Annotated in this window: 25 protein-coding genes, 1 tRNA gene and 1 pseudogene; 15 read left to right on the top strand and 12 right to left on the bottom strand. The window is 67.2% G+C overall.

Annotation, left to right across the window (positions count from 1 at the left end; translation table 11 throughout):
• Position 1: 1 nt before the first annotated feature.
• The 7 genes from OK349_RS00385 to OK349_RS00355 form a co-directional block, all read right to left on the bottom strand.
• The gene (locus OK349_RS00385) at positions 2-859 is read right to left on the bottom strand and encodes an alpha/beta hydrolase (protein ID WP_265115858.1); all 858 of its coding nucleotides are present in this window, start codon (positions 857-859) and stop codon (positions 2-4) included.
• On the bottom strand, positions 856-1854 hold the full coding sequence (gene bioB, locus OK349_RS00380; RefSeq protein WP_265115857.1) for a biotin synthase BioB: 999 nt from the start codon (positions 1852-1854) through the stop codon (positions 856-858). The genes OK349_RS00385 and bioB overlap by 4 nt, the downstream gene beginning before the upstream one ends.
• Entirely contained in the window at positions 1851-3989 is a 2139-nt protein-coding gene (gene scpA, locus OK349_RS00375) for a methylmalonyl-CoA mutase (protein ID WP_265115856.1), read from the bottom strand. The genes bioB and scpA overlap by 4 nt, the downstream gene beginning before the upstream one ends.
• Positions 3986-4765, bottom strand: a complete 780-nt coding sequence (locus OK349_RS00370; protein WP_265115855.1) for an enoyl-CoA hydratase-related protein — start codon at positions 4763-4765, stop codon at positions 3986-3988. The genes scpA and OK349_RS00370 overlap by 4 nt, the downstream gene beginning before the upstream one ends.
• Before the next feature lie 120 nt (positions 4766-4885).
• Positions 4886-5305 (bottom strand): methylmalonyl-CoA epimerase, encoded by a 420-nt coding sequence (gene mce / locus OK349_RS00365; protein ID WP_265115854.1) that lies wholly within the window; start codon positions 5303-5305, stop codon positions 4886-4888.
• 4 nt (positions 5306-5309) lie between these two features.
• On the bottom strand, positions 5310-5543 hold the full coding sequence (locus OK349_RS00360; RefSeq protein WP_265115853.1) for a hypothetical protein: 234 nt from the start codon (positions 5541-5543) through the stop codon (positions 5310-5312).
• A gap of 290 nt (positions 5544-5833) precedes the next feature.
• Positions 5834-7360, bottom strand: coding sequence for an acyl-CoA carboxylase subunit beta (locus OK349_RS00355; protein WP_265115852.1), 1527 nt, complete (start codon positions 7358-7360; stop codon positions 5834-5836).
• 100 nt (positions 7361-7460) lie between these two features.
• Between OK349_RS00355 and OK349_RS00350 the strand changes: the two genes are divergently transcribed.
• From OK349_RS00350 to OK349_RS00340, 3 genes are all read left to right on the top strand, one after another.
• Positions 7461-8855 carry a short-chain fatty acyl-CoA regulator family protein gene (locus OK349_RS00350; protein ID WP_265115851.1) on the top strand — a complete coding sequence of 465 codons (1395 nt, stop codon included), beginning with the start codon at positions 7461-7463 and terminating at the stop codon, positions 8853-8855.
• 66 nt (positions 8856-8921) lie between these two features.
• Entirely contained in the window at positions 8922-9482 is a 561-nt protein-coding gene (locus OK349_RS00345) for a cytochrome b (protein WP_265115850.1), read from the top strand.
• A 111-nt stretch (positions 9483-9593) separates the two neighbouring features.
• Positions 9594-11459: a potassium transporter Kup gene (locus OK349_RS00340; protein ID WP_265115849.1), complete on the top strand. Its 1866-nt coding sequence runs from the start codon at positions 9594-9596 to the stop codon at positions 11457-11459.
• A 6-nt stretch (positions 11460-11465) separates the two neighbouring features.
• Here OK349_RS00340 and lepA read toward each other — a convergent pair whose 3' ends face one another.
• Positions 11466-13274 carry a translation elongation factor 4 gene (lepA, locus tag OK349_RS00335; RefSeq protein ID WP_265115848.1) on the bottom strand — a complete coding sequence of 603 codons (1809 nt, stop codon included), beginning with the start codon at positions 13272-13274 and terminating at the stop codon, positions 11466-11468.
• Positions 13275-13341: 67 nt separating this feature from the next.
• On the opposite strand from lepA, the gene OK349_RS00330 reads away from it, so the two are divergent.
• From OK349_RS00330 to OK349_RS00310, 5 genes are all read left to right on the top strand, one after another.
• Complete coding sequence (locus tag OK349_RS00330) at positions 13342-14043, top strand: DUF72 domain-containing protein (protein ID WP_265115847.1); 702 nt, start codon at positions 13342-13344, stop codon at positions 14041-14043.
• 59 nt (positions 14044-14102) lie between these two features.
• On the top strand, positions 14103-14588 hold the full coding sequence (locus OK349_RS00325) for a histidine phosphatase family protein (RefSeq protein ID WP_265115846.1): 486 nt from the start codon (positions 14103-14105) through the stop codon (positions 14586-14588).
• A 117-nt stretch (positions 14589-14705) separates the two neighbouring features.
• Complete coding sequence (locus OK349_RS00320; protein ID WP_265115845.1) at positions 14706-15671, top strand: CsgG/HfaB family protein; 966 nt, start codon at positions 14706-14708, stop codon at positions 15669-15671.
• Between the two features lie 114 nt (positions 15672-15785).
• Positions 15786-16739, top strand: coding sequence for a YncE family protein (locus OK349_RS00315; RefSeq protein WP_265115844.1), 954 nt, complete (start codon positions 15786-15788; stop codon positions 16737-16739).
• A gap of 21 nt (positions 16740-16760) precedes the next feature.
• The gene (locus OK349_RS00310) at positions 16761-17231 is read left to right on the top strand and encodes a phosphatase domain-containing putative toxin (RefSeq protein WP_265115843.1); all 471 of its coding nucleotides are present in this window, start codon (positions 16761-16763) and stop codon (positions 17229-17231) included.
• On the opposite strand, the gene OK349_RS00305 is transcribed toward OK349_RS00310, so the two are convergent.
• Entirely contained in the window at positions 17228-17743 is a 516-nt protein-coding gene (locus tag OK349_RS00305; RefSeq protein ID WP_265115842.1) for an AAA family ATPase, read from the bottom strand. The genes OK349_RS00310 and OK349_RS00305 overlap by 4 nt on opposite strands.
• A complete protein-coding gene (pnuC, locus tag OK349_RS00300) occupies positions 17740-18363 on the bottom strand; it encodes a nicotinamide riboside transporter PnuC (protein WP_306310653.1) in 624 nt (207 codons plus the stop codon). The genes OK349_RS00305 and pnuC overlap by 4 nt, the downstream gene beginning before the upstream one ends.
• A gap of 203 nt (positions 18364-18566) precedes the next feature.
• Between pnuC and OK349_RS00295 the strand changes: the two genes are divergently transcribed.
• The 3 genes from OK349_RS00295 to OK349_RS00285 all read left to right on the top strand — a co-directional run bounded on the left by OK349_RS00295 (position 18567) and on the right by OK349_RS00285 (position 20827).
• Positions 18567-19865, top strand: coding sequence for an FAD-dependent oxidoreductase (locus OK349_RS00295; RefSeq protein ID WP_265115841.1), 1299 nt, complete (start codon positions 18567-18569; stop codon positions 19863-19865).
• A gap of 111 nt (positions 19866-19976) precedes the next feature.
• A tRNA-Pro gene (locus OK349_RS00290) sits at positions 19977-20053 on the top strand.
• Positions 20054-20188: 135 nt separating this feature from the next.
• Positions 20189-20827, top strand: a complete 639-nt coding sequence (locus OK349_RS00285; RefSeq protein ID WP_265115840.1) for a dioxygenase family protein — start codon at positions 20189-20191, stop codon at positions 20825-20827.
• A 29-nt stretch (positions 20828-20856) separates the two neighbouring features.
• Here the strand turns inward: OK349_RS00285 and OK349_RS00280 are convergent, their stop codons facing one another.
• Positions 20857-21852, bottom strand: coding sequence for an ABC transporter substrate-binding protein (locus OK349_RS00280; protein WP_265115839.1), 996 nt, complete (start codon positions 21850-21852; stop codon positions 20857-20859).
• A gap of 30 nt (positions 21853-21882) precedes the next feature.
• Complete coding sequence (locus OK349_RS00275; RefSeq protein ID WP_265115838.1) at positions 21883-22038, bottom strand: hypothetical protein; 156 nt, start codon at positions 22036-22038, stop codon at positions 21883-21885.
• On the opposite strand from OK349_RS00275, the gene OK349_RS00270 reads away from it, so the two are divergent.
• From OK349_RS00270 to OK349_RS00255, 4 genes and pseudogenes are all read left to right on the top strand, one after another.
• Positions 22025-22243, top strand: coding sequence for a hypothetical protein (locus tag OK349_RS00270; protein ID WP_265115837.1), 219 nt, complete (start codon positions 22025-22027; stop codon positions 22241-22243). The genes OK349_RS00275 and OK349_RS00270 overlap by 14 nt on opposite strands.
• A gap of 141 nt (positions 22244-22384) precedes the next feature.
• A pseudogene (locus tag OK349_RS00265) lies at positions 22385-22744 on the top strand (YciI family protein); the annotation flags it as partial.
• 113 nt (positions 22745-22857) lie between these two features.
• Positions 22858-24132 (top strand): RNA polymerase sigma factor, encoded by a 1275-nt coding sequence (locus tag OK349_RS00260; protein ID WP_265115836.1) that lies wholly within the window; start codon positions 22858-22860, stop codon positions 24130-24132.
• A gap of 93 nt (positions 24133-24225) precedes the next feature.
• Entirely contained in the window at positions 24226-24807 is a 582-nt protein-coding gene (locus tag OK349_RS00255) for an alpha/beta hydrolase (protein WP_265115835.1), read from the top strand.
• Positions 24808-24822: the final 15 nt, after the last annotated feature.

Raw genomic sequence — 24822 nt, 5'->3', positions numbered from 1 at the left:
CCTATTGGCTCGGTTGCGGGTAGAGTTGGCGGATCGCCGCCAGCGCGGCGCCGTGATAGATGGTGGCGTGGGTCTCTTCGGGACGCGGCAAATAAGTCCATTTGAGCGCGGCGGGCGCCTTGTCCTTGAGCAGCGCGGCGAAGGGCGCGACGCCCATCCCCTGTTCGTTGGCGACGCTCAGCCACAGGCGTCCGTGCGCCTTGGGCAACAGGGCCGGCGCGGCTTTCACCAGCGCCTCATTGTCCCACCACAGGCTCGGGCTGATCGCGATCCAGGTGTCGAACAGGCTCGGCGCGCGCAGCATCGTCTCGATCACGAACAACCCGGCAAGCGATTCCCCGATCAGCGCATTCTCGCCGCTGGTGCGATAGCTCTTCTCGACCCACGACTTCACCTCGCTAGCGATGAACCGGCGGAAGCGTTCGGACTGGCCTGCAGTGGGATAATCGGCCTTGAGCTTGGCGTCGGCCGCGACCGGAAAGGCCAGCTCGTTGCGCCGGTCGACCGTCTCGATCCCCACCACGATCACATCGCGCGTCGTACCCACGACCGTGCCGAGCTGCGCAAGGGCGCTGATATGATGGAAGTCCTGATCCACCCCGCCGTCGAGCAGATACAGCACCGGATAGCGCTGCGACCCCTTCTCATAACCCGGCGGCAGCCACACATTGATCGTCCGCGCCGCGCCCATGGTGGTGGAGGGGAGCTGGTAGGACTGGCCGATAATGATCGGCGTGCCGACTGGTTGCGCCATTGCGGGCAGCGGCAGGATCGCCAGCGAAATCACCGTGCAAGCAAGCGTGCAGACGACGCGGACGAGCAGTCGAAGCGCTGGCCGTTCGGTCGTCTGCAACGTCACTCCGCCGCCTCCAGCTCGACCTTCACTTCGCCCTGCATCGGCCGCATCCCCAGCCGCGCGAACAGCGCCGCGTCCTTGTCGTCGCCGGCATTGCCGGTGGTGAGCAGCTTGTCGCCGGTGAAGATCGAGTTGGCGCCCGCCATGAAGCACAAAGCCTGAGTCGAATCGCTCATGCTCTCGCGGCCCGCAGAGAGCCTCACCATGCTCGCCGGCATCGTGATCCGCGCCACCGCTACGGTGCGCACGAACTCGATCTCGTCGATCTTCGCGAGCGGCATGTCGGCCAGCATGTTGCCCAGCACCGTGCCCTTGACCGGCACCAGCGCGTTCACCGGCACGCTCTCCGGATGCTTCGGCAGCGTCGCCAGCGCATGGATGAAGCCCACGCGATCCGCGCGCGTTTCGCCCATGCCGACGATCCCGCCGCAGCACACGTTGATCCCCGCCTCGCGCACATGCTCGAGCGTCTCGAGCCGGTCCTCGAAGGTCCGCGTGGTGATCACCTCGCCATAGCGTTCAGGCGAGGTATCGATATTGTGGTTGTAGTAATCGAGCCCCGCATCGGCGAGCATCGCGGCCTGCTTCTCGCTGAGCATGCCGAGCGTCATGCAGGTTTCCATGCCCATCCCGCGCACCCCCTTCACCATCTCGACGATGGCGGGCATGTCGCGGTCCTTGGGGTTGCGCCACGCCGCCCCCATGCAGAAGCGCGACGAGCCATTGTCCTTGGCCTGCGCCGCCGCCTGCAGCACCGCGCGCACGTCCATCAGCTTGGTGGCTTTCAGGCCCGTCTCGGCATGGGTGGACTGGTTGCAATAGCCGCAATCCTCCGGGCAGCCCCCGGTCTTGATCGACAGCAGCGTGGAGAGCTGCACCTCGTCCGCCGCAAACTGCGCGCGGTGCACGCTCGCCGCCTGGAACAGCAGTTCGGGGAAAGGCAGGTCGAACAGCGCCGCGATTTCCTCGCGAGTCCAGTCGTTGCGAACTTCGGTCATTCCGCTGCTTCCTCCTCGGGCGGCAAATTATGCCCAAGCAGCGTCAACACCTCTGCGGCGGCATTTACAAGGTTCGTTCCGGGTCCGAAGATCGCCTGCACCCCCGCGTCGCGCAGGAACTGATAGTCCTGCGCCGGGATCACCCCGCCCGCGATGACCTTGATATCGCCGCGGCCGGCATCCTTGAGGTGCCCGATCATCTGCGGGATCAGCGTCTTGTGCCCGGCGGCGAGGCTCGAGCAGCCGACCACGTCGACATTCTCGGCGACCGCCAGCTCGGCGGCTTCCTGCGGGGTCTGGAACAGCGGCCCCGGCACTACCTCGAATCCCAGGTCGCCGAACGCCGAGGAGACGAGGTTGGCGCCACGGTCATGCCCGTCCTGCCCCATCTTGGCGACCAGCATGCGCGGTTTCCGCCCCAGCCGCCGCTCGGTTGCGGTGACGCCCTCCTTGAGCCGCTCCCAGCGCGCATCGTCGCCATAAGCGCTGCCATAAATGTCCTTGACCGGCGTCGGCACGGTACCGTGGCGGCCGAACACATCCTCCATCGCCAGGCTGATCTCGCCCAAGGTCGCACGATGCCGCGCCGCCTCCACGGCGAGCGCCAGCAGGTTCTCGCTGCCCCGCGCGCCCTCCCGCAATGCATCCAGCGCCGCCTGGCACTTGGTTTCGTCGCGCGCCGCCTTCATCTTCTTGATCCGCGCGATCTGCGCCTCGCGCACCGCATGGTTGTCGACGTCGAGGATGTCGATCGGGTCTTCCTCGGCCTTGCGGTATTTGTTGACCCCCACGATCACCTGCTCGCCGCGGTCGATCCGCGCGGCGGTGGCAGCCGAAGCTTCCTCGATCATCGCCTTGGGCCAGCCCGCCGCGACCGCCTTGGCCATCCCGCCCTCGGCCTCGACGCGCTCGATGATCGCCCACGCCTTGTCGACCAACTCCTGCGTCAGCGCCTCGACATAGTAGCTGCCGCCGAGCGGATCGACGACCTTGGTCATCCCGGTCTCTTCCTGGATCACGATCTGCGTGTTGCGCGCGATCCGGGCGGAGAAGTCGGTGGGCAGCGCGATCGCCTCGTCGAGCGCATTGGTGTGCAGGCTCTGCGTGCCTCCGAGCATCGCCGCCATCGCCTCGATCGTGGTGCGGATGACGTTGTTGTACGGGTCCTGCTCGGTCAGCGACACGCCCGATGTCTGGCAATGCGTGCGCAGCATCTTCGAGCGTTCGTCCTTCGCACCCAGCCTGGTCATCACGCGATGCCACAGCACCCGCGCCGCGCGCAGCTTCGCCACCTCCATGAAGAAGTTCATGCCGATCGCGAAGAAGAAGCTCAGCCGCCCCGCGAACTTGTCGATGTCGAGCCCGCTCGCGACCCCGTATTTCACATATTCCATGCCGTCGGCGATGGTGAAGGCGAGCTCCTGCACCTGAGTCGCCCCGGCCTCCTGCATATGATAGCCGGAGATCGAAATACTGTTGAATTTCGGCATGTTGGCCGAGGTATATGCGAAGATGTCGGAGATGATCCGCATGCTCGGCTCGGGCGGGTAGATGTACGTATTGCGGACCATGAACTCCTTGAGGATGTCGTTCTGGATGGTCCCGTCGAGTGCGGCAAGCGGCACGCCCTGCTCCTCGCCCGCGACGATGAAGAAGGCGAGCACCGGGATCACCGCGCCGTTCATCGTCATGCTGACCGACATCTCGCCGAGCGGGATGCCGTCGAACAGGATCTTCATGTCCTCGACGCTGTCGATCGCCACGCCCGCCTTGCCGACATCGCCCGGCACACGCGGATGATCGCTGTCATAGCCGCGATGCGTCGCCAGATCGAAGGCGACCGAGAGCCCCTTCTGCCCCGCCGCGAGGTTGCGGCGATAAAAGGCGTTCGATTCCTCGGCGGTCGAGAAGCCAGCGTACTGCCGGATCGTCCACGGCCGCCCGGCATACATCGACGCACGCACCCCGCGCGTGAACGGCGCGAAGCCCGGCAGCCCGGGATCGGTCGCCACGTCCTCCGCCGTGTAGAGCGGCTTGACCTCGATCCCTTCCGGCGTGTGCCAGATGAGATCGCGGCCCTTCACTTCCTTGTCGGAAAGCGCCTTCCACGCATCGAGGTCTGGCTTGTCGGTCACTTGCCCTTGAACTCCGGCGGCCGCTTCTGAATGAACGCCATCACACCCTCACGGAAATCCTCGGTCTTGCCCGCGATGCGCTGATGCTGCGCCTCGATGCTCAGCGTCTCGGACAGCGTCGAGTTGAGCGCCGCTTTCACCTGCGCCCGGATCAGGCCCAGCGCGATCGTCGGCTTGGCGGCGAGCTTGGCTGCGATCTCGCCCGCGGTCGCCAGCAGCGCATCGTCCTCGACCACCCGCGCAACCAGCCCGGAATCGAAGGCATCGTCCGCGCTCATCTTCTCGCCGAGCAACGCCATCTCCAGCGCCTTGGCGCGCCCGGCGGACTTGGCGACCAGCCAGGTCGCGCCGCAATCGGGGACCAATCCGATGTTGGAGAAGGCAAGCAGCAGATAGGCCGACCTCGCCATCACCACGATGTCGCCGGCGAGCGCGATTCCCACGCCCGCCCCCGCCGCCGGTCCGTTGACCGCGGTGACGACCGGGATCGGCAGCTTCGACAGCGTCTCGGCGAGCGGATGATAGTGGAACTCCAGATTGTCGGCGGGATCGACCGGCCCGCCGTCCGCGCGCGCCATCAGGTCGGCACCCGAGCAGAAGGCCCGCCCTTCGCCCGTCAGCAGCACCGCCCGCGCGCCCTCGTTCACCGCGCGCAGCAGCGAGGCGCGGATCAGGTCGAGCATCTCGCCGGTCACCGCATTCAGCCGGTCCGGCCGGTTGAGTCGCAGCGTCGCGACGCCCTTGTCGAGTGCGTAGAGGACGGTTTCTTCGCTCATCAATCACCCCCTTCGTCATCCCGGCCTTGTGCCGGGATCCACGCGTCCGCGCGCGCTGCGCTCAACCTCGGCTGCATCGCCTGCCGCGCGGCGGGCCCCGGCACAAGGCCGGGGTGACGATCAGTGGTCTTCACGCGGTGACTCCATGATCTCGGTCAGCACGCCGCCCATGTCCCTGGGGTGGACGAAGAAGATCAGCGTGCCATGCGCACCGATCCGCGGCTCGCCCAGGACCTTGGCGCCCTTGGCCTCGAACCACGCCTTGGCCTCGTGGATGTCGGGCACTTCATAGCAGACATGGTGCTGCCCGCCCGCCGGGTTCTTGGCGAGGAAGCCATGGATCGGCGAATCCGCGCCCAGCGGCTCGATCAGCTCGATCTGGGTATTGGGCGTATCGACGAAGCACACCTTCACCCCCTGCGCGGGCAGGTCGAACGGCATGTGGATCGTCTCCGCGCCCATCACGTCGCGCCAGAACGCGACCGACGCCTCGATCGAGGGCGTGGCGACACCGATATGGTTGAGGCGTCCGAGTTTCATCGCGTCATTTCCATTCGTTCAATGCCATGAATCCAAGCGCCACCAGAAGCGCGACGCTGCCAAGCTGTAACGCCTGCATGAACATGAAGGCGTAGGGGCCGTCGTCGCGATAATGGACCACGCCATCCTCGTCCCTGGCCCAACCCCGGATCGCGGTTCGCACCATGGCCACCAGCATCGCGAACGCGCCGACGAAGAACAGATAGGCCCATAGCCGCTCGAGCGAGGTCACGGTCACAGCGACGCCTCCATCGAGGACATAGCGGCACCGATGTGGTTAAGGCGGCTGGGTCCCAATTTTCTACCTCGGGGCAAACACGATAAAAAACGCAATGACGGGAAACAGGATCATCTGAACACGGTAAAGCTGGACGATCTTCTTGTACCTAACCGGGTCATCAGCCTCCCGCGTCGCGGCAAAGCCGAAAAAACTCACCCGCCGGTTGTTGGTCGCGTGCCGGATGAAGAGCCAAATGACAGCCTCCCCAACCAAGGTTACGAAAACCCACGAAATCCAGCTGCCCTCAGTCACAGCGGAATATTGTCATGCTTCTTCCACGGATTCTCGAGGGCCTTGTTCCTCAGTTTCCGTAGCCCCAGCGCGATCCGGCGGCGGGTCGAGTGCGGCATGATCACCTCGTCGACGAACCCCTTGCTCGCCGCGACGAAGGGATTCGCGAAGCGCGCCTCATATTCCGCCGTCCGCTCCGCGATCTCCTCCGGCGTGCGCCCGCGGAAGATGATCTCGACCGCGCCCTTGGCGCCCATCACCGCGATCTCCGCGGTCGGCCAGGCATAGTTTAAGTCCCCGCGCAGGTGCTTCGACGCCATCACGTCATACGCCCCGCCATAGGCTTTGCGCGTGATCACCGTGATCTTGGGCACCGTCGCCTCGGCATAGGCGAACAGCAGCTTCGCGCCGTGCTTGATGATGCCCGAATGCTCCTGCCCCACGCCCGGCAGGAAGCCCGGCACGTCGACGAAGGTCACGATCGGGATCTCGAACGCGTCGCAGAAGCGCACGAACCGCGCCGCCTTTTTCGACGAGTTGATGTCGAGCACGCCCGCCAGCACCATCGGCTGGTTGGCGACGATGCCCACCGTCCGTCCCTCGATCCGGCCGAAGCCGATGATGATGTTGCCCGCATGCGTCGGCTGGACCTCGAAGAAATCGCCCTCGTCGACCGTCTTCCGGATCAGCTCGTGCATGTCATAGGGCTGGTTGGCCGAGGGCGGGATCAGCGTGTCGAGGCTGTTCTCGATCCGGTCCCACGGGTCCTCGCACGGCCGCTCGGGCACCGGCTCGCGGTTGCTGGCGGGAAGGAAGTCCACGAAGTCGCGCGCCGCGAGCAGCGCCTCGATGTCGTTGTCAAAGGCGACGTCGGCGACGCCCGACTTCGTGGTATGCGTCACCGCTCCACCCAAATCCTCCTGCGTGACGATCTCGTTGGTAACGGTCTTCACTACATCGGGTCCGGTGACGAACATGTATGAGCTATCCTTCACCATGAAGATGAAGTCGGTCATCGCGGGCGAGTAAACTGCACCTCCGGCGCAGGGGCCCATGATCAGGGAAAGCTGCGGCACCACGCCGCTCGCCAGCACGTTGCGCTGGAACACCTCGGCATAGCCGGCGAGGGACGCGACGCCCTCCTGGATGCGCGCGCCGCCGCTGTCGTTGAGGCCGATCACGGGCGCGCCGACCTTCATCGCCATGTCCATGATCTTGCAGATCTTCTGCGCATGCCGCTCGGACAGCGATCCGCCGAATACGGTGAAGTCCTGGCTGAACACGAAGACGAGGCGGCCGTTGATCGTGCCCGATCCGGTGACCACGCCGTCGCCGGGCACCACCTGATCCGGCATCCCGAAATCGACGCAGTTATGCTCGACATACATGTCGAGCTCTTCGAACGATCCTTCGTCGAGCAGCACCTCGACCCGCTCGCGCGCGGTGAGCTTGCCCTTGGCGTGCTGCGCGTCGATGCGCTTCTGCCCGCCGCCCAGCCGCGCCGCGGCGCGGCGGCGCTCGAGTTCCTCGATCGTCGAAGACATGCATTTCTCCTTGGCCGGGCGCCTTCACAGGACACGGGCTCCCGCGCAAATGCAATGTTGCGAAGTTGCATCGTCCATATCTGCGGAATATGGCAGGGCGATGGAGCAACCCCGCCGCCGCCTCTTCGCCGGAGCCCGCGTCCGCGACCTGCGCAAGCGCCTCGCCTTGCCGCAGGCGGCGCTGGCCGCGCGGCTCGGCGTCTCGGTCAGCTATCTCTCGCAGATCGAGAATGAGGAGCGCCCGCTCACCCCGCCGGTGCTGATCGCGCTGACCCGCGAATTCCCGCAGCTGTGGGGCGAAGTCGGCGAGGACGAGGCCACCGCCGATCTCGTCCGCGCGATCGAGGCCGGCACCGACAGCAGCATTCCCGGCGGCGCGCTCGACGAAGCCGCGGTCCAGCGCGGGGTCGAGAAACATCCCGCGCTCACGCGCCGCATGGTCGCGCTGCACGATGCCTGGCGCCGCGGCCAGGCGCAGCTGCGCGTGCTCGACGACAAGGTCGAGAGCGGCGCGGGCACCGCCGGATCGCTGCCATGGGAGGAGGTGCGCGACTGGTACCAGGCCGAGGGTAATTATATCGACGTGCTCGACCGCGCCGCGGAAGCGCTCGCCGAAACCTTCGACCATCCCCGCGCGATCGAGGACCGGCTGCGCGACACCCACAGCGTGCGGATCGAGGATTCGCGCGACGACGACACGCGCCTTTCGCGCTTCGCCACCGACAGCCGCCGCCTCACGATCAGCGGCGTGCTCCCGCCCGAAAGCCGCGCCTTCCTGCTCGCGCACCGCCTCGCCGTGATCGAGTTCGGCGAGCAGATGCGCGCGGTCAGCCAAACCAGCGGCCTCGCCTCCCCCGCCGCGCGCGAACTGCTCTCGCTCGGCCTCGCCAACTACGCCGCGGGCGCGCTGCTCATGCCCTACACCCGCTTCCGCGAGGCGGCGCGCGAGGTGCGTCACGACATCGACCGCTTGCGCCAGCGCTTCGGCAGCAGCTTCGAGCAAGCCTGCCACCGCCTCTCTACTCTTCAGCGGCCGGGCGCGCAGGGCATTCCCTTCTTCTTCTGCCGCGTCGACATGGCGGGCAACATCACCAAGCGCCACTCGGCCACCCGGCTCGAATTCGCGCGCTTCGGCGGGGCCTGCCCACTGTGGGTGGTGCACGAAGCGGTGGCGATCCCCGACCGCATCCTCGTCCAGCTCGCCGAGACGCCCGACGGCGTCCGCTACGTCGCGATGGCCAAGGGGCTGGTCAAGCCCTCGGCAAGCTATGCCCGCCCGCCGCGCCGCTACGCCGTCGCGCTGGGCTGCGAGGAGGCGCATGCCGCCGACTTCGTCTATGCCGACAGCCTGCGCACCGGCGGCGTCGCCACCGCGATCGGCACGAGTTGCCGCATCTGCCCGCGCACCGACTGCGACCAGCGCGCCTTCCCGCCCGCCGCGAGCGAGATCCGCATCGACCCCGACGTGCGCGCGCCTGTGCCGTACGCTTTCTAGCTACGCCCTCGACGCAGCGGTTCCGGCGCGGCACAACAATGCCCTGAACCGAAACGGAGCGCGCGAATGGCGAACACGGAATCAGCTTTGGTGCGGTATTCGCGCGGCGCGATCTTCCTTCACTGGCTGATCGCGGCGCTCCTCATCTTCAATCTCGCCTATGGCTTGCTTCATGACAGCCTGCCGCGCGACTGGCGCATCATGCCGATCCACAAGGCGATCGGGATCACCATTCTTGTCCTGACCCTTGCCCGGATCGGCTGGCGGTTCACGCATCCCGCGCCACGCCTTCCCGCGCACATTATGGGCTGGCAACGAACCGCGGCGCGCGTCTCGCATTTCCTGCTCTATGCCTTCATGCTGGCGATCCCACTGTCGGGCTGGGCGATGTCGTCCGGGCCCAACCCCCGGCCGCTGACCTGGTTCGGCCTGTTCGACATTCCCTATCTGCCGGTGTCGGAAGCGATGTCCGATTTCGGGCACGAGGCGCACGAGATTCTCGGCTACGCGATGCTCATTCTGTTGCTTGTCCATATCGGGGCCGCGCTGCGTCACCATTTCATGGTTCGCGACGAAGTGATGGCGCGGATGACGCCGGGGGTGCGACCGCCCTCCCTGCACACCTGACCGGCGGCAGGACCCTCCAGAAGCGAGGTACCTTGAGCAGCGCAATTCCATATGGAATCTTAATGCCGCTCGCCGCTACCTGGTCCCGGTGCCTCCCATCAGGACGACCCGATGACCGTAACGGACGACGCCAGCCACGCCAGCCGCCAATGGAAGCTCGCGCTCGGCGCCACCGGGGTCGTGTTCGGCGATATCGGCACCAGCCCGCTCTACGCCTTTCGCGAGAGCTTCATCGGCCATCACCCGCTCCCGCTCGACCGGTTCCATGTGCTCGGCGTGCTGTCGATGCTGATCTGGGCGCTGCTGCTGGTCGTCACGGTCAAATATGTGTTCGTCACGATGCGCGCCGACAATCGCGGCGAGGGCGGCAGCTTCGCGCTGCTCGCCCTCATCCAGCGAGTCGCGCGCTCGTCCCCGGCGCTGCCGCTGATCGGCATCGCCGCGTTGATTGCGACCGCGCTCTTCTATGGCGATGCAGTGATCACGCCGGCCATCTCGATCCTCTCGGCGGTCGAGGGGCTCGAACTGCTCGGCCCCGATCTCGACACCTGGATCATCCCGCTCACCCTCGCGCTGGTTGCCGGGCTGTTCGCGGTGCAGCGGCACGGCACGCATCTGATCGGGCGGTTGTTCGGGCCGGTGATGGTGCTGTGGTTCGCCGTGATCGCGCTGCTCGGCGGGTGGCAGGTCGTCGCCAATCCGCACGTCCTCGCCGCCGCCAACCCTGCCTATGCGGTCCAATTCCTGCTCACCGATCCAGTGCGCGCCTTCTTCACCCTCGGTACCGTCGTGCTCGCCGTCACCGGCGCGGAGGCGCTCTACGCCGACATGGGGCATTTCGGGCGCAAGCCGATCGCACGCGCCTGGCTGCTGCTCGCGCTCCCCGCGCTGATCCTCTGCTATGCCGGCCAGTCGGCGCTGGTGCTCGCCGATCCGGCGGCGATCCGCTCGCCCTTCTACCTGATGGCACCCCCCGCCGCGCTGGTGCCGCTGTTGCTGCTCGCCACCGCGGCGACGATCATCGCCAGCCAGTCGATCATCTCCGGCGCCTTCTCGGTCACGCAGCAGGCGGTGCAGCTTGGCTATCTCCCCCGCCTGCGCATCGCCCATACCTCCGCCAGCGAGCGCGGCCAGGTCTTTTCGCCCACCGTCAATGCGATGCTGTTCGTCGCGGTGGTGGCGCTGGTGCTCGGCTTCCGGAGCTCGACCGCGCTTGCTGCCGCCTTCGGCCTCGCGGTCACCGCGACGATGGTGCTGACCACGCTCCTCATCGGCTTCGTCATCTTCCGCATCTGGAAGTGGAGCCCGCTCTGGGCGATTCCGCTCTATGGCCTGCTGCTCACGCTCGATCTCGGGCTGTTCGCGGCTTCCACCACCAAGTTCCTCGACGGCGGCTGGCTGCCCGCGGTGATCGCCGCGGTCCTGGTGCTGATCTTCACCACTTGGCGCAAGGGGCGCGAATTGCTCCGGGAGAAGCTGGCCGGCGCTGCGATGCCCGTCGAGCTGTTCGAGCGATCGAGCGCGAAGGTGCATCGCGTGCCCCTGACCGCGGTCTATCTGACCTCGAACGCCGAGGGCATCCCGCCGGCCTTGCTCCACAACCTCAAATGCAACCTGGTCCTGCACGAGCGGATTCTCCTCGTCACGGTCCGCACCGCGCTGACGCCCCGGGTCGATCCGGCGGAGCGAGTACGGGCGGAAATGCTGACCGAAACGGTCACGCGCATCATCATCAAATACGGTTTCGCCGAGCAGCCCGACATTCCGGCCGCGCTCGCCGAGCTCGATCCGGCGTTGCCGGCCAAGGCGATCTATTTCCTCAGCCGCCAGACGCTGATCGCGTCCTCGCGGCCCGGCATGGCGATCTGGCGCGAGCGGCTGTTCGCGTGGATGGCGCGCGTGTCGGAGCAGCCAATGAGCTTCTTCAACCTGCCGCCCAACCGCGTGGTCGAGCTGGGCAGCCAGGTCGAGATTTAGAGCGCCCTACTCCTCGCCCATCCGCAGCGCGGCGATAAAGGCTTCCTGCGGGATGCTGACCGAGCCGTACTCGCGCATCTTCGCCTTGCCCTTCTTCTGCTTCTCCAGCAGCTTGCGCTTGCGGGTGGCGTCGCCGCCATAGCATTTCGCGGTCACGTCCTTGCGCATCGCGCTGATCGTCTCGCGCGCGATCACCTTGCCGCCGATCGCCGCCTGGATCGGGATCTTGAACAGGTGGCGCGGGATCAGTTCCTTGAGCCGCTCGACCATGCCGCGTCCGCGCACCTCGGCGGTGGCGCGGTGGACGATCATGCTCAGCGCGTCCACCGGCTCCTCGTTGACGAGGATGCCCATCTTCACCAGATCGCCCTCGCGATAGCCGATCTGTTCGTAATCGAAACTGGCATAGCCCTTGGAAAGCGACTTCAGCCGGTCGTAGAAGTCGAACACCACCTCGTTCAGCGGCAACTCATAGGTCGCCTGCGCGCGGCCGCCGACATAGGTCAGGTTCTTCTGGATGCCGCGCCGGTCCTGGCACAGCTTCAGGATCGAGCCGAGATACTCGTCGGGCACATAGATCACCGCCTGAATCCACGGTTCCGCGATGCTCTCGATCTTGTTCGGCTCGGGCATGTCCGCCGGATTGTGCAGCTCGATATGCCCACCGCCATGCGTCAGCTCGATCTGGTAGACCACCGACGGCGCGGTGGTGATCAGGTCGAGATCATATTCGCGCATCAGCCGCTCCTGGATGATCTCCAGATGCAGCAGGCCGAGGAACCCGCAGCGGAAGCCGAAGCCCAGCGCTGCCGACGTCTCCATCTCGAACGAGAAGCTGGCATCGTTGAGCCGCAGCTTCGAAATGCTCTCGCGCAGCTTCTCGAAGTCGTTGGCATCGACCGGGAACAGGCCACAGAACACCACCGGCTGCACTTCCTTGAAGCCCGGCAGCGGCTCGGCGGCGGGCCGCTTGGCGTCGGTCAGCGTGTCGCCGACGCGCGCCTGCGCCACTTCCTTGATCTGCGCGGTGATGAAGCCGATCTCGCCGGGGCCAAGGTCGGGCAGCTGTTCGATCTTCGGCCGGAACGCGCCGACGCGGTCGACCAGATGCGTCGTCCCCGCCGCCATGAACTTGATCTGCTGGCCCTTCCTGATTGTCCCGTCGATCACGCGGATCAGGATCACGACGCCCAGATACGGGTCGTACCAGCTGTCGACCAGCATCGCCTTGAGCGGCGCGTTCGCATCGCCCTTCGGGGCCGGAATCCGCTCGACCACGGCGTTCAGGATCTCCTCGATCCCGATTCCCGCCTTGGCGCTCGCCAGCACCGCGTTCGACGCATCGATGCCGATCACTTCCTCGATCTCGTGCCGCACCTTCTCGGGCTCGGCGCTGGGCAGGTCGATCTTGTTGATGACGGGCACAATCTCATGATCATGCTCGATCGACTGGTAGACATTGGCGAGCGTCTGGGCCTCGACCCCCTGCGCCGCGTCGACCACCAGCAGCGCGCCCTCGCACGCGGCGAGCGACCGGCTCACCTCATAGGCGAAGTCGACATGCCCCGGCGTGTCCATCAGGTTGAGGACATAGTCGAGCCCGTCCGGCCCCTTCCAGTCGAGGCGCACGGTCTGCGCCTTGATGGTGATGCCGCGCTCCTTCTCGATGTCCATGTTGTCGAGCACCTGCTCGGACATCTCGCGCGCGGTCAGGCCGCCGGTGCGCTGGATCAACCGGTCGGCCAGCGTCGACTTGCCATGGTCGATATGCGCGATGATCGAGAAATTGCGGATACGGGAAAGGTCGGTTGCCATGATCGGCGCCCGTTAGCAGGGCAGATGCCGCGCAGGAACCCCCCGCGCCCGCATGCGCTGGTGCGGCATGACTCTCCGCATCGGCACCGCCGCCTGGGCACTTCCGCGCGACGTCCGCGACAGCTTCCCGCCCGGCGCCAGCAACCTCGAACGCTATGCGCGGCGCTTCAATGCGACCGAAATTAATTCGAGCTTCTACCGCCCCCATCGCCGCTCGACCTATGTGCGCTGGGCGGCGAGCGTCTCGGCGGACTTCCGCTTCGCCGTCAAGCTGCCCAAGGCGATCACGCACGAGGCCCGGCTGGCGGATTGCGAGGCGCCGCTCGCGCGCTTCGCCGACGAGATCGCCGGGCTTGGCGGGAAGCGCGGCCCGGTGCTCGTCCAGCTCCCGCCCAGCTTCGCCTTCGATGTCAAGCTCGCCGAAACCTTCTTCGCCCAGCTCGATGCCATTGTCGGCGGGCCCATCGCGTTCGAGCCGCGCCATCCGAGCTGGTTCGATGCGCAGGCCGACGCGCTGCTCGTCGCGCACCGCGTCGCGCGCGTCGCCGCCGATCCCGCGCCGGTTCCGGCCGCCGCCATGCCGGGCGGATGGCGCGGCCTCGCCTATTTCCGCCTCCACGGCAGCCCGCGCATCTACTGGTCCGCCTATGACGACGCGGCCTTGGCGGCGTGGCGGCAAAGCGCGGTTGCCGCCAATGCCCGCAGCTGGATCATCCTCGACAATACCGCCAGCGGCGCCGCGACGCGCGATGCGCTAGCACTGATCTGACAGGTTCGCTTGCCGCACGCCCGCGACTGCGCCAAGCAGCGGCGCGGAGGTGAATCGCCATGCCAGTCCTGAAGTATCTCGTCGCGCTGCTCAGCATGTTCTGCGCCGCCAGCGCATTCGCCGGCCAATCGGAAGACGCCCCGATCTACGTCACCCGCCATTACGACACCCCCGCCGGCCAACCCGATCCCGACCTCCTGCCCCAGGGCAAGGCCCGCGCGGAGAAGCTCGCGGCGTGGTTCTACGGCCGCACGCTCAAGGCGATCTATGTCAGCGACTTCAAGCGCACGCGCCAGACGGCGGCACCGCTCGCCGCGATGCTCGACGTCGCTGTCGAGACCTATGACCCCAAGGACACTCCCGCGATCGTCGCCCGCGCCAGGGCGGCCCGCGGCCCGGTGCTGATCGTCGGCCACAGCAACACCGTCCCCGACATCGTCGCGCAGCTCGGCGGCAAGCGGCCGGGCGAGCTCAAGCACGAGGATTTCGGCGATCTCTGGACGATCGAGAATGGCTCGAGCGAGCACACCAAGATCGACCCCTGACCCCTCCGCCGAGGGATAGCGCTACCCATTTTGGACGACCGATTCCGGCCTCGAAACTATTCCCACCGCGAGCGGGATCGGCTATTCCGGGACGACTGGTAACAGGGGAAGAAATCGATGTTGAAGTCTCCCGCGGTGGCCCTCACCGCGCTCGCTCTGTGCGTTGCGGGCTCCGCCCACGCCCAGCGACTCGCCAAGCCCAGCGGCGGCCAGAAGCTGCAGGAAGCGACGATGACCGACGTGCCGCGCTGCACGCGCAAGCTCGGTACCATCTCGGTCGTCGACGGCGACGATCCCCGCCCCTGGACGCAATATTCGCTGGCGCCGCCGCAGAAGCTGCTCAAGGTGCTGGTCCAGCGCTCGGGCTGCTTCAACCTAGTCGATCGCGGCTCCGGGCTGCAGGCGGCCGAGCGTGAGCGCGCCATTGGCGGCAATCTCGGGCTGCAGCGCGGCTCGAATGTCGGCCAGGGCCAGATCAAGGCGGCCGATTACGTTCTCGTCGCCGAGATCCAGGGCGCCAACAGCAATGTCAGCGGCAGCGCGGCCGGCGGCCTGATCGGCGGGCTCGTCGGCGGCCGGCTCGGCGGACTCGCGGCCGGCATCCGCAGCAAGAAGATGGAAGCGAACACCGTCCTCTCGATCACCAACGTCCGCACGACCGAGACGATCGCCACGACCGAAGGCTATGCCGCCAAGAACAGCCTCGCCTTCGGCGGCGGCGGTGGCGTCGGAATCCTCGGCGGCGGCATGGGCGCGGTCGGCGGCGGCTATGACAATACCGAGATCGGCCGCATCGTCACGCTGTCGTTCATCCAGGCCTACACCAATCTGGTGACCGAGCTCGGGCTGGTGCGTCCGGGCGATACCGGCACGGCGCAGGCCGCACCGGCCAAGACCTTCACTGCGCAGCGCCCGGTGGCGATGCGCGTGTCGGCGGCCGGCGGCGCCAAGGTGATCCGCACCATCCCCGCCGGCGGCATCGTCTATCCGACCGGGAACAAGAACGGCCTGTGGTGGGAAGTCGCCGACGAGAACGACAATGTCGGCTGGGTGCTCAACACCGGGCTCGCGCCGTCGCAATAAGCGGCTTCGGCCACGTCGCGCGAAAGGCCCGTTCCGCCGTCGTGGAGCGGGCCTTTTCGCTTGCGGGCCCTTCATGAAATGCCCAGTCTTCCGTCGCCAACGCCGGAGACACCGATGCGCCGCCTGATCCTCGCCACCGCCCTTCTCGCCACCGCCGCCGTCCCCGCCGCCGCGCGCGATCTGCTGCTGGTCGGCAACAAGGGCGAGGACACGCTCGGCATCTACGATCTCGCCGACGGCAAGCAGCTCGCCAAGGTCCCGACCGGCACCCAGCCGCACGAGATCGCGGTGATGGGCGACGGCACCCAGGCGGCGGTGGTCTCCTATGGCGGCACCTCGATCGACATTGTCGACCTCGATCCGCTGGGCAAGGTCGCGACGATCGAGCTTTCGCCCAACAAGCGCCCGCACGGGCTGCTGTGGATGCCCAAGAGCGAGCGGCTGATCGCCACGACCGAGGGCAGCAGCTCGGTCGCGATCGTCGAGCCCGACGGCAAGATCACCTCGATCGCCACCGGGCAGCAGGGTTCGCACATGGCCGCTTTGCTCGGCGAGGAGCGCGCCTTCATCGCCAATATCGGCTCGGGCACGGTCAGCGTGCTCGACCTGGTGAAGAACGCCAAGCTCCGCGACCTCACCGTCGGCGGCAAGCCCGAGGGGGTCGCGGTCGCGGGCGGCAAGGTGTTCGTCGGCGACCTCACCGCGCCGCGCATCACCGTGTTCGACGCCGGCACCTATGAGAAGCTCGCCGAGCTCGCGATCGACGGCAATGCGATCCGCGTGATCGCCAGCCCCGACGGCAAGACCGTCGCCACCAGCAACGTCAACAAGGGCAGCGTCACGCTGATCGACGCCGCGACGCACGCGGTGCTGCGCAGCTTCCCCATCTCGGGTGATCCGCAGGCGGCGCAGGTCACGCTGATCTGGTCGGGAGACGGCAAGCGCCTCTACGCCGCCGAGACCGCGCGCAACCAGGTCGCCGAGATCGACGCGGACAGCGGCAAGGTGCTGCGCCGCATCGACGTCGGCAAGAATGGCGACGGCCTCGCGGTGACGCGGGTGCCCTAGCCCCTTCTTTCAGGAACGAACATGCCCTCCGACCTCTACTGGATCGATACCGAATCCAGCCAGCGACTGGCGATCATGGCTCGCCCACGCTCCGGTGACTGGCTGGAGGACGAAATCGAGCACTGGAAACGCTCAGGTGTCGAGATCGCGGTCAGCCTTCTCGAGCCAGAGGAGGTGGCTGAACTGGGGTTGGAGGAAGAAGCTGCAATTTGTGAGCAGAATGGAATCCGCTTCGTTTCCTTTCCGATCGCGGATCGGACGGTGCCGGAGGACGCAGCCGCCGCAAAGCGCTTCGCCGCGGAAATCGCCGCAACGGGAAGGCCGGTCGCGATCCACTGTCGCGCCGGCATCGGACGATCGTCGATCATCGCCGTCGCCGTGCTGGTGAACAATGGCATCGACCCGGCCGCTGCGCTGGCTGCAATCGGCAGCGCGCGGGGGTTGTCCGTTCCGGATACCGATGCGCAGCGGGCCTGGGCCCTGGCGCTCTAGGAAGCCCCCTCCACCGCGCGCAGCACGCTCTGCCACCGCGCCTCGCCCTCGCCGCTGACCAGCGCCCAGCGCACGCCGCGCCGCTCCAGCTCCGCCTTCGACAGGTCGAAGAAGCGCTGGCGCAGCTCGGGCGTGCCGAACATCCGCGTCCCGTCGGCGACCCAGGGCAAGTCGATGTCGAACAGCAGATAGAGGTCCGCCGTTCTCTCCCATGCGTCGAACCACGGGTCGCGCCTGCCGAACAGCATGTCGGCCCACACCGCGGTCATCAGCGGATCGGTGTCGAGGATCAGCGGCGTCAGACCCGCCGCGAGCATCGTCTGTACCCCGGCGTCATGCGTCCGCGCGATCTCGACCAGGTCCTGCATGGTGAAGTCGATCCCCCGGGTCTCGGCATATTCGCGGCCATATTCCTCGGCCACCTCCCCGCCGAGATGCGCGGCGAGCCGCGGCGCGAGGGTGGACTTGCCGGTGCTTTCGGGGCCGTGGAGGCAGATGGTGCGCAGCGTCATGCCGCTGCCCTTCGACGATATGCCCGGCGCCAGTCAATTAGCCCCCACACCGAAAGCCCGAGCAGGATCGCATAGACGCCGGCGGTCAGCCACAATCCGCGCATCGCGAACAACGGCACGGCGACGATATCGACCGCGATCCACAGCACCCAATTCTCCAGATAACGCCGCGAGAGCAGGATCTGTGCCGCCACGCTGGTCATCGCCACGCCCGCGTCCCACCACGGCATCGCCGCATCGGTCAGCCGGTGCATCAGCCACCCCCACCCGCCGGTCAGCGCGGCGCATCCCGCGAGCCACGCCCCGCGCGCCTGCCAGCCCAGCGTCCGCACCACCACCTCGCCCGCCTCGGCCCTGGACCGCGACCAGTTGAACCAGCCATAAAGGTTGAGCGCGACGTAGAAGCCCTGGAGCAGCATGTCGCTGTAGAGCTTGGTCTCATAGAACAGCACCGCGTAGAGCGAGACCGCGGCGATCGCGAAGGGGTAGTTCCAGATGCTCCGCCGCGCGACCAGCGCGATGTTGAGCAGCAGCAGCGCCGATGCGGCGATCTCCAGGGGGTTCATCGCAATGGCTTGCCGCAGGAAATCGCGCCCGTCGAGTGCTTGCCCTTCGCACATTCGCCGCTAGGCTCGCGTCCTGGGTGCGGCACCGGCCCGCTCCCCCACCTGGCCACCCAGCGCCAACATCATATGGGTGGCCGGGTGGGGGAGCGGGCGGAGCCATCCAAGGTTCCGGCGATCCGAAGGATCGTTGGAATGATGGCGGAGGGCGGTGCCGCCTCTACGCAGCATTCGCTGCGCAACAGGAACGAGGGTCGGGCATGCGGCATATCGCGGTGATCGGTTCGGGACCGGCAGGCTACTACACCGCGGAGGCATGTCAGAAGCAGTTCGGCGATCAGGTCCGGGTCGACATCATCGATCGCCTCCCCGTTCCCTTCGGCCTGATCCGCACCGGCGTCGCGCCCGATCACCAGTCGATCAAGGGCGTCTCACGCCGCTACGAGGCGACCGCGCTCACCGATAATGTCCGCTTCGTCGGCAACGTCACGATCGGCGAGCAGGTGACGATCCCCGAGCTGCTTGATCTCTACGATGCCGTCGTCCTCGCCACCGGTGCGCCGCGCGATCGGCCGCTGGAGGTTCCGGGCGCCGATCTGCCCGGGGTCACCGGCTCGGCGGCGTTCGTCGGCTGGTATAACGGCCATCCCGACTATGCCGATCTCGCCCCGCCGCTCGGCGGCCCCGGCGCGGTGGTGATCGGCAACGGCAATGTCGCGCTCGACGTCGCGCGCATCCTCGCCAAGACCCAGGCCGAGTTCGCCGGCTCGGATATCGTCGGCCATGCGCTCGCTGCGCTGGAGAATTCGTCGATCGACACCATCACCCTGCTCGGCCGCCGCGGCCCGCACCAGATCAACATGACCCCCAAGGAGCTCGGCGAGCTCGGCGAGCTCGAGCGCGCCGCCCCGGTGGTCGATGCCGCCGACTTCCCGCCCGAGATCGACGATGCGATGCTCGAGCCCGGGCACCGCAAGTCGATCACGCATCTGCGCAACTTCGCCGCCGCGCATGTCGAGAAGCCGGTGCACATCATCTTCGACTTCTTCGCCATGCCCGTGCGAATCGAGGGCGCCGGCAAGGTCGAGCGCGTGATCGTCGAGCGCACCACGCTCGATGCGCGTGGCGCCGCGGTCGGCACGGGCGAGACCTATGCCGTGCCCGCCAGCCTCGTCGTCTCGTGCATCGGCTATCGCACCCCGCCGATCGAGGGCGTGCCCTATGACGACCGCGCCGGCCGCTTCGCCAATGACGAGGGGCGCGTGCTGCCCGGCCTCTACGCGGTCGGCTGGGCGCGCCGCGGCCCGACCGGTACGATCGGCACCAACCGCCCCGACGGCTTCGCGATCGTCGAGAAGATCGCCGCGGACACCGAGCCCGGCAGCCGCAAGGCGGGACGCGCCGGTCTCGACGCCTTGCTCGCGTCGCGCGGTGCGGAGGTCGTCACCTTCCGCGACTGGCAAAGGATCGAGGCCGCCGAGATCGCCGCCGCGCGCGACGGCGCCCCGCGCGAGAAATTCACCTCGATCGAGGCGATGCTCGGCGCACGCGGCAGCTGAAAAAGCTTTCGCGCACCCGCTTGCGCACCACGAAACGGCTGGCTATAGGCGCGCCTCCAAGCGAAAGCCGGTCCGCCCAACCCGGGGCATTTCAAGGATCCGGCACTCCGTCGGGGAGTAGCTCAGCCTGGTAGAGCACTGTCTTCGGGAGGCAGGGGCCGGAGGTTCGAATCCTCTCTCCCCGACCATCATCGCCGCAATCGCCCTGACCATACCGGGTGGCGATTCCAACCAAGCTTCTGCCCTCGATCAAGCGTAGCGGATGTTCGGCGACTGCCGGCCCATGCTATACGTCGCGCAACGTGACGAGCGGAGGATGTGCCATGCTGCAATCCCGACGCCAGATCCTCGGGCAGCTCGCGGGAGCCGCGGCCGCTGCGCCCGCCCTTGCCCGGCCCCTGCAGGCGCGGCTCGAACCGACGCCGAACGAGATCGTCGGCCCTTTCTATCCGCTCGCCAAGCCGGCCGATACCGATGCCGACCTGACGATGGTTGCCGGCCGGACGGGCCGGGCGATCGGCCAGGTCATCGAGATATCGGGCCAGATCATGGATCTGAGAGGACGTCCGGTGCCGGGCACCCGTCTCGAAATCTGGCAAGCCAATGCCGCCGGGCGCTACGCGCATCCGAGCGATGACAATCCTGCGCCACTCGACCCCAATTTCCAGGGCTATGCGTCGCTCTCCACCGATGCGGACGGCAGGTACCGGATCATCACGGTCAAGCCCGCCGGCTATCCCGGTGGCCGCCGGGGGATGCGCGCGCCGCATATCCATTTCGACCTCGCCGGGCGCACGGACCGGCTGGTCGTCCAGATGTATTTTCCGGATGAGCCGCTCAATGCGACCGACGCCCTGCTTCGCGCGAACATCCGCCCGGCGATGGTGATCGCCGCCACCACGGGTGCCGATGCATCGGGCATTCTTCGCTATCGTTGGGATATGGTGCTGCGCACTGGGTGAGGTGCACAACGAGTCCCTGGTCGCTTCGTTCAGCGAACGACGCTGTCGGCGTCGGCAAGCAAACCCGGTGAAAGGCTCAGGCCCAACGCGTTCGCGACCTTTGCATTGATCGTGAGAAAATAACGGGCCGGATGCCGGATCGGCAGATCCCCCGGCCTGGCGCCCCGCAGAATCCGATCGGCATAGCGTGCCGCAATGCGGAACTGCTCGTCCTGGTCCGGCGCCAGGGACATGAGTCCGCCCGCCTCGACAAAGAGCTTCGACTGATAGATTGCCGGGACGCGGTGCCTGGCCGCAAAGTCGGTGATGAGCTGCCGGTTGGCGAGTGACAGCGCGCCCTGAAAATTGAGCAGCCCGTCCATCCCGTCATCGATCATCGCCGCGAGCGCGGTCTGAAGCTCGGGCAACGACCTGACGACATAGGCTTTCACACTCACACCGATCCCCGGTGCCGCCCGCTCGGCGTCGGCCAGCTGGATCTCATGCCCGCCCCGCCCGGGCGTGGTCGAGAGCAGGGCCACGCGTGAAACCGCGGGTGCCGCCTCCTTCAGCCGCTTCAGGCGCCTTGCCGTCAAACCCGGTGGAAGCTCGTCCATCCCGGTCACATTGCCTCCGGGATGTTCGAGGCTCCGCGCTAGACCGTTGCTCACCATTCCGGGAGCGGTCGCCACCACCATCGGCATGGCAGGATTTTCCTCGCGCACACCCAGCGCGATCGGCAGCGATGGTGCAACGATCAGGTCCAGGTCCATATGCGCCAGCTCGGCCACATATGTCGCGCCGTCCGTGGAGTTGGGCCGAATCAGGCGCGTCTCGACGATGATGTTCTTCCCCTCAATGTATCCGAGCCTGCGCAACTCGCCATGGAAGGCCTCGGTCATTGCCGGGAGGCCAGTGCCCATGATGAAACCGATGCGTGGAACGCGCTTCGTCGTCACGCGATGCGCGCAGGAAGCCAACAGCGGAAACGCAGCGACGGAAATCCCGAGTCCGAGAACCAGGCGCCGGCTGTGCTGGTTGCCCATTCGCTGCATCCGGAAGAGAAGTTTGTTCTCTTACCACGATGATCGTTCGGCGTCATCGATATGCGCGTCCGGCTTGCGCGAGGGCCGGCGATGACTTCGCAGCCCAGCCAGCCATTGCGCCAGCGCCATCGCGCGGGCACATTGCGTGCCACCCGGATCGGGAGTGGCATCGATGAAGAGCTTCATCCTCGTTGCAGCAATTGCCGTCATGACGGGCACCGGCAGCCTTGCTCTCTCAGCGCCCTGCAAGGACGCGGCAGGCAAGACCATCAGATGCCCGCGAGCCAAGGCCATACCCCAGAAGGCCTGCAAGCCGACCAAGGCCAAACCATGCGGCAAATACCGGACAAAAGTGCAGAATCCCGCCACGCACACCGGCTATAAATGGTGACGCGCGCGCCCGAACTCGCCTGACACAGGCGACGAAAACACGCCCGTCGAAAAAAATTCGTGCACCGTGTCGATTCCGCGCAAGCTCGCTCGTCGTCAGGATACGAGGCCGATCGGACCTCGCCAACCAAGGAGAATTCCAATGCGTGTGATGGTGTTCGTGAAGGCGACCGAGGACAGCGAAGAAGGCATGAAGCCCTCGCCCGAGCTCAGCCAGATGTTCGTGGACATGGGCAAGTTCAACGAGGAGCTGGTCAATGCCGGCGTGATGGTCGCGGGCGACGGGCTCAAGCCCTCGTCCTACGGCAAGCGCGTCGCGTTCGACGGTCCCAGCCGCACCGTGATCGATGGCCCCTTCGCCGAGACGCGCGAGCTGGTCGCCGGCTATTGGCTGTGGGAAGTCAAGGACATGGACGAGGCGGTCGCCTGGGTGAAGCGCTGCCCCAACCCGATGTTCGGCCCGAGCGAGATCGAGATCCGCCCGCTGTTCGAGATGGAGGACTTCGCTGATCTCATCCCGGCGGAGGCCGAGGCGATCCACGACGGCGTGCGCGAAAAGCTCGAGAAGCGCTGACCCGCTTGCTCTCCGCCGCCATGCTCCCCTAACCCTTGGGCATGGCGGCGGACGCAACAACCCAGCGGGCGATCGAGGCGGTCTTCCGGATCGAGCGGGCGCGGCTCATCGCGAGCCTCGCCCGCATGACCCGCGACGTCGACCGGGCCGAGGAGCTGGCGCAGGACGCGCTGCTGATCGCGCTCGCCGAATGGCCGAAGACCGGCGTCCCGCAGAATCCCGGCGCATGGCTCACCGCCGCGGCGAAGCGCCGCGCGATCGACGGCCTGCGCCGCGCGAAGATGCAGGAGCGCAAGCATGCGGAGATCGCCCGCGACCTCGACGAAGCGGATTCGAGCGTCGAGGCCCTGGAGGCCGCCATGGACGACGATATCGGCGACGAGCTGCTCGGGCTGATCTTCACCGCCTGCCACCCGGTGATCTCGGCCGAGGCGCGCGCGGCGCTGACGCTGCGCCTGATCGGCGGGCTTACCACCGACGAGATCGCCCGGGCCTTCCTCTCCGCCGAGCCGACGATCGCGCAACGCATCGTCCGCGCCAAGAAGACCATCGGCAGCGCCGCGCTCGCCTTCGAGGTGCCGCGCGGCGCCGAGCGCGACGCGCGCCTCGCCTCGGTGCTCGAGGTGGTCTACCTGATCTTCAACGAAGGCTATGCCGCCACCGCGGGCGAGGACCTGATCCGCCCCGCGCTGTGCGCCGAGGCGCAGCGCCTCGGCCGCATCCTCGCGGGGTTGATGCCCGGCGAACCCGAAGTCCATGGCCTGCTCGCGCTCATGGAGATCCAGGCCTCGCGCCTGCGCGCCCGCACCGGCCCGGACGGCGCCTTCGTCCCGATCACCGATCAGAACCGCGCACACTGGGACCAGCTGCTCATCCGCCGCGGTCTCGACGCCCTCGCCCGCGCCGAGGCGCTGGGCGGCGCCGGCGGCCCCTATGCACTCCAGGCCGCGCTCGCCGCCTGCCACGCCCGCGCGCGCCGGGCGGAGGACACCGACTGGCCGCGCATCGCCGCGCTATACGACCGGCTGCGCGCGGTAATGCCCTCGCCCGTGGTCGACCTCAACCGCGCCGTGGCGCACAGCATGGCGTTCGGCCCCGAGGCGGGTCTCGCCCTGGTCGACGAGCTCGCCGAAGCCGCGGCGCTGCGCAACTACGCCCCGCTCCCCGCAGCACGCGCGGACTTCCTGTTCCGCGCCGGACGCCTCGCGGAGGCGAAGACCGAGTTCGAAGCAGCCGCAGCGCTCACGCGCAACGCGCGGGAACGCACCTTCCTCCTTGAACGCGCCGCCGCATGCACCTCCGCTTCACATCACTGAAGCATTGCTTTCGTACCTCCAAAGGATGATCACGCGTTCGCACCTTGCGCGAACGGCCATGGATTTGGCATTTTGCGCGCAACGGAGATTGCCATGACGCTCGCGCTCGCACCCGCTTCCCATCGCTTCTCGGTGATAACGATCAGCGAATCGCAGACGCCTGCCTGGAGCGAACGCTTCGGCTGGCCGGCCTTTGGCGATACCCATCTCGCGCTCGATCCGAACGGCAACCGCTCGATCCTCGCCGCCCAGCTCGACAACGCGGTGCTGCGCGCCGACCGCGCGGTGCTGCTGGTCGCCGAGGGGCTGGGCTGTTTCGCCGCCTCATGGTGGGCGCGGCTGTCGCCTTCGCATTATGTCGACCGCGTCGCGGGGGCGCTGCTGTTCGATCCCGAGACCGCCGAAGCGGCCGCCGGCAAGCGCGACCTGTTCGCCTCGCCGCGCACCGCGTTGCCCTTTCCCTCGATGGTCGTCGCCGATCGCCTGCCGGGCAGCGACCCGGCCGATTTCGCCCCCTTCGCGCAAAGCTGGGGCAGCCGCCTAATCGCCGGCAACCGCCATCGCGCCGGCGAAGCCTCCGCCTGGCGCAGCGCGCAGCGGCTCGTCGAGCGCCTCACCGCCTCGGTTGTCGCGCGCGATATCGAGCGCGGCCTGGCCCTGCGCGGCGAGGGCTAGAACCCTCCGCACATA

This window comes from Sphingomonas sp. BT-65 (assembly GCF_026107375.2).
GTDB lineage: Bacteria > Pseudomonadota > Alphaproteobacteria > Sphingomonadales > Sphingomonadaceae > Sphingomonas.
This window is presented reverse-complemented; position numbering and strand designations above follow the sequence as displayed.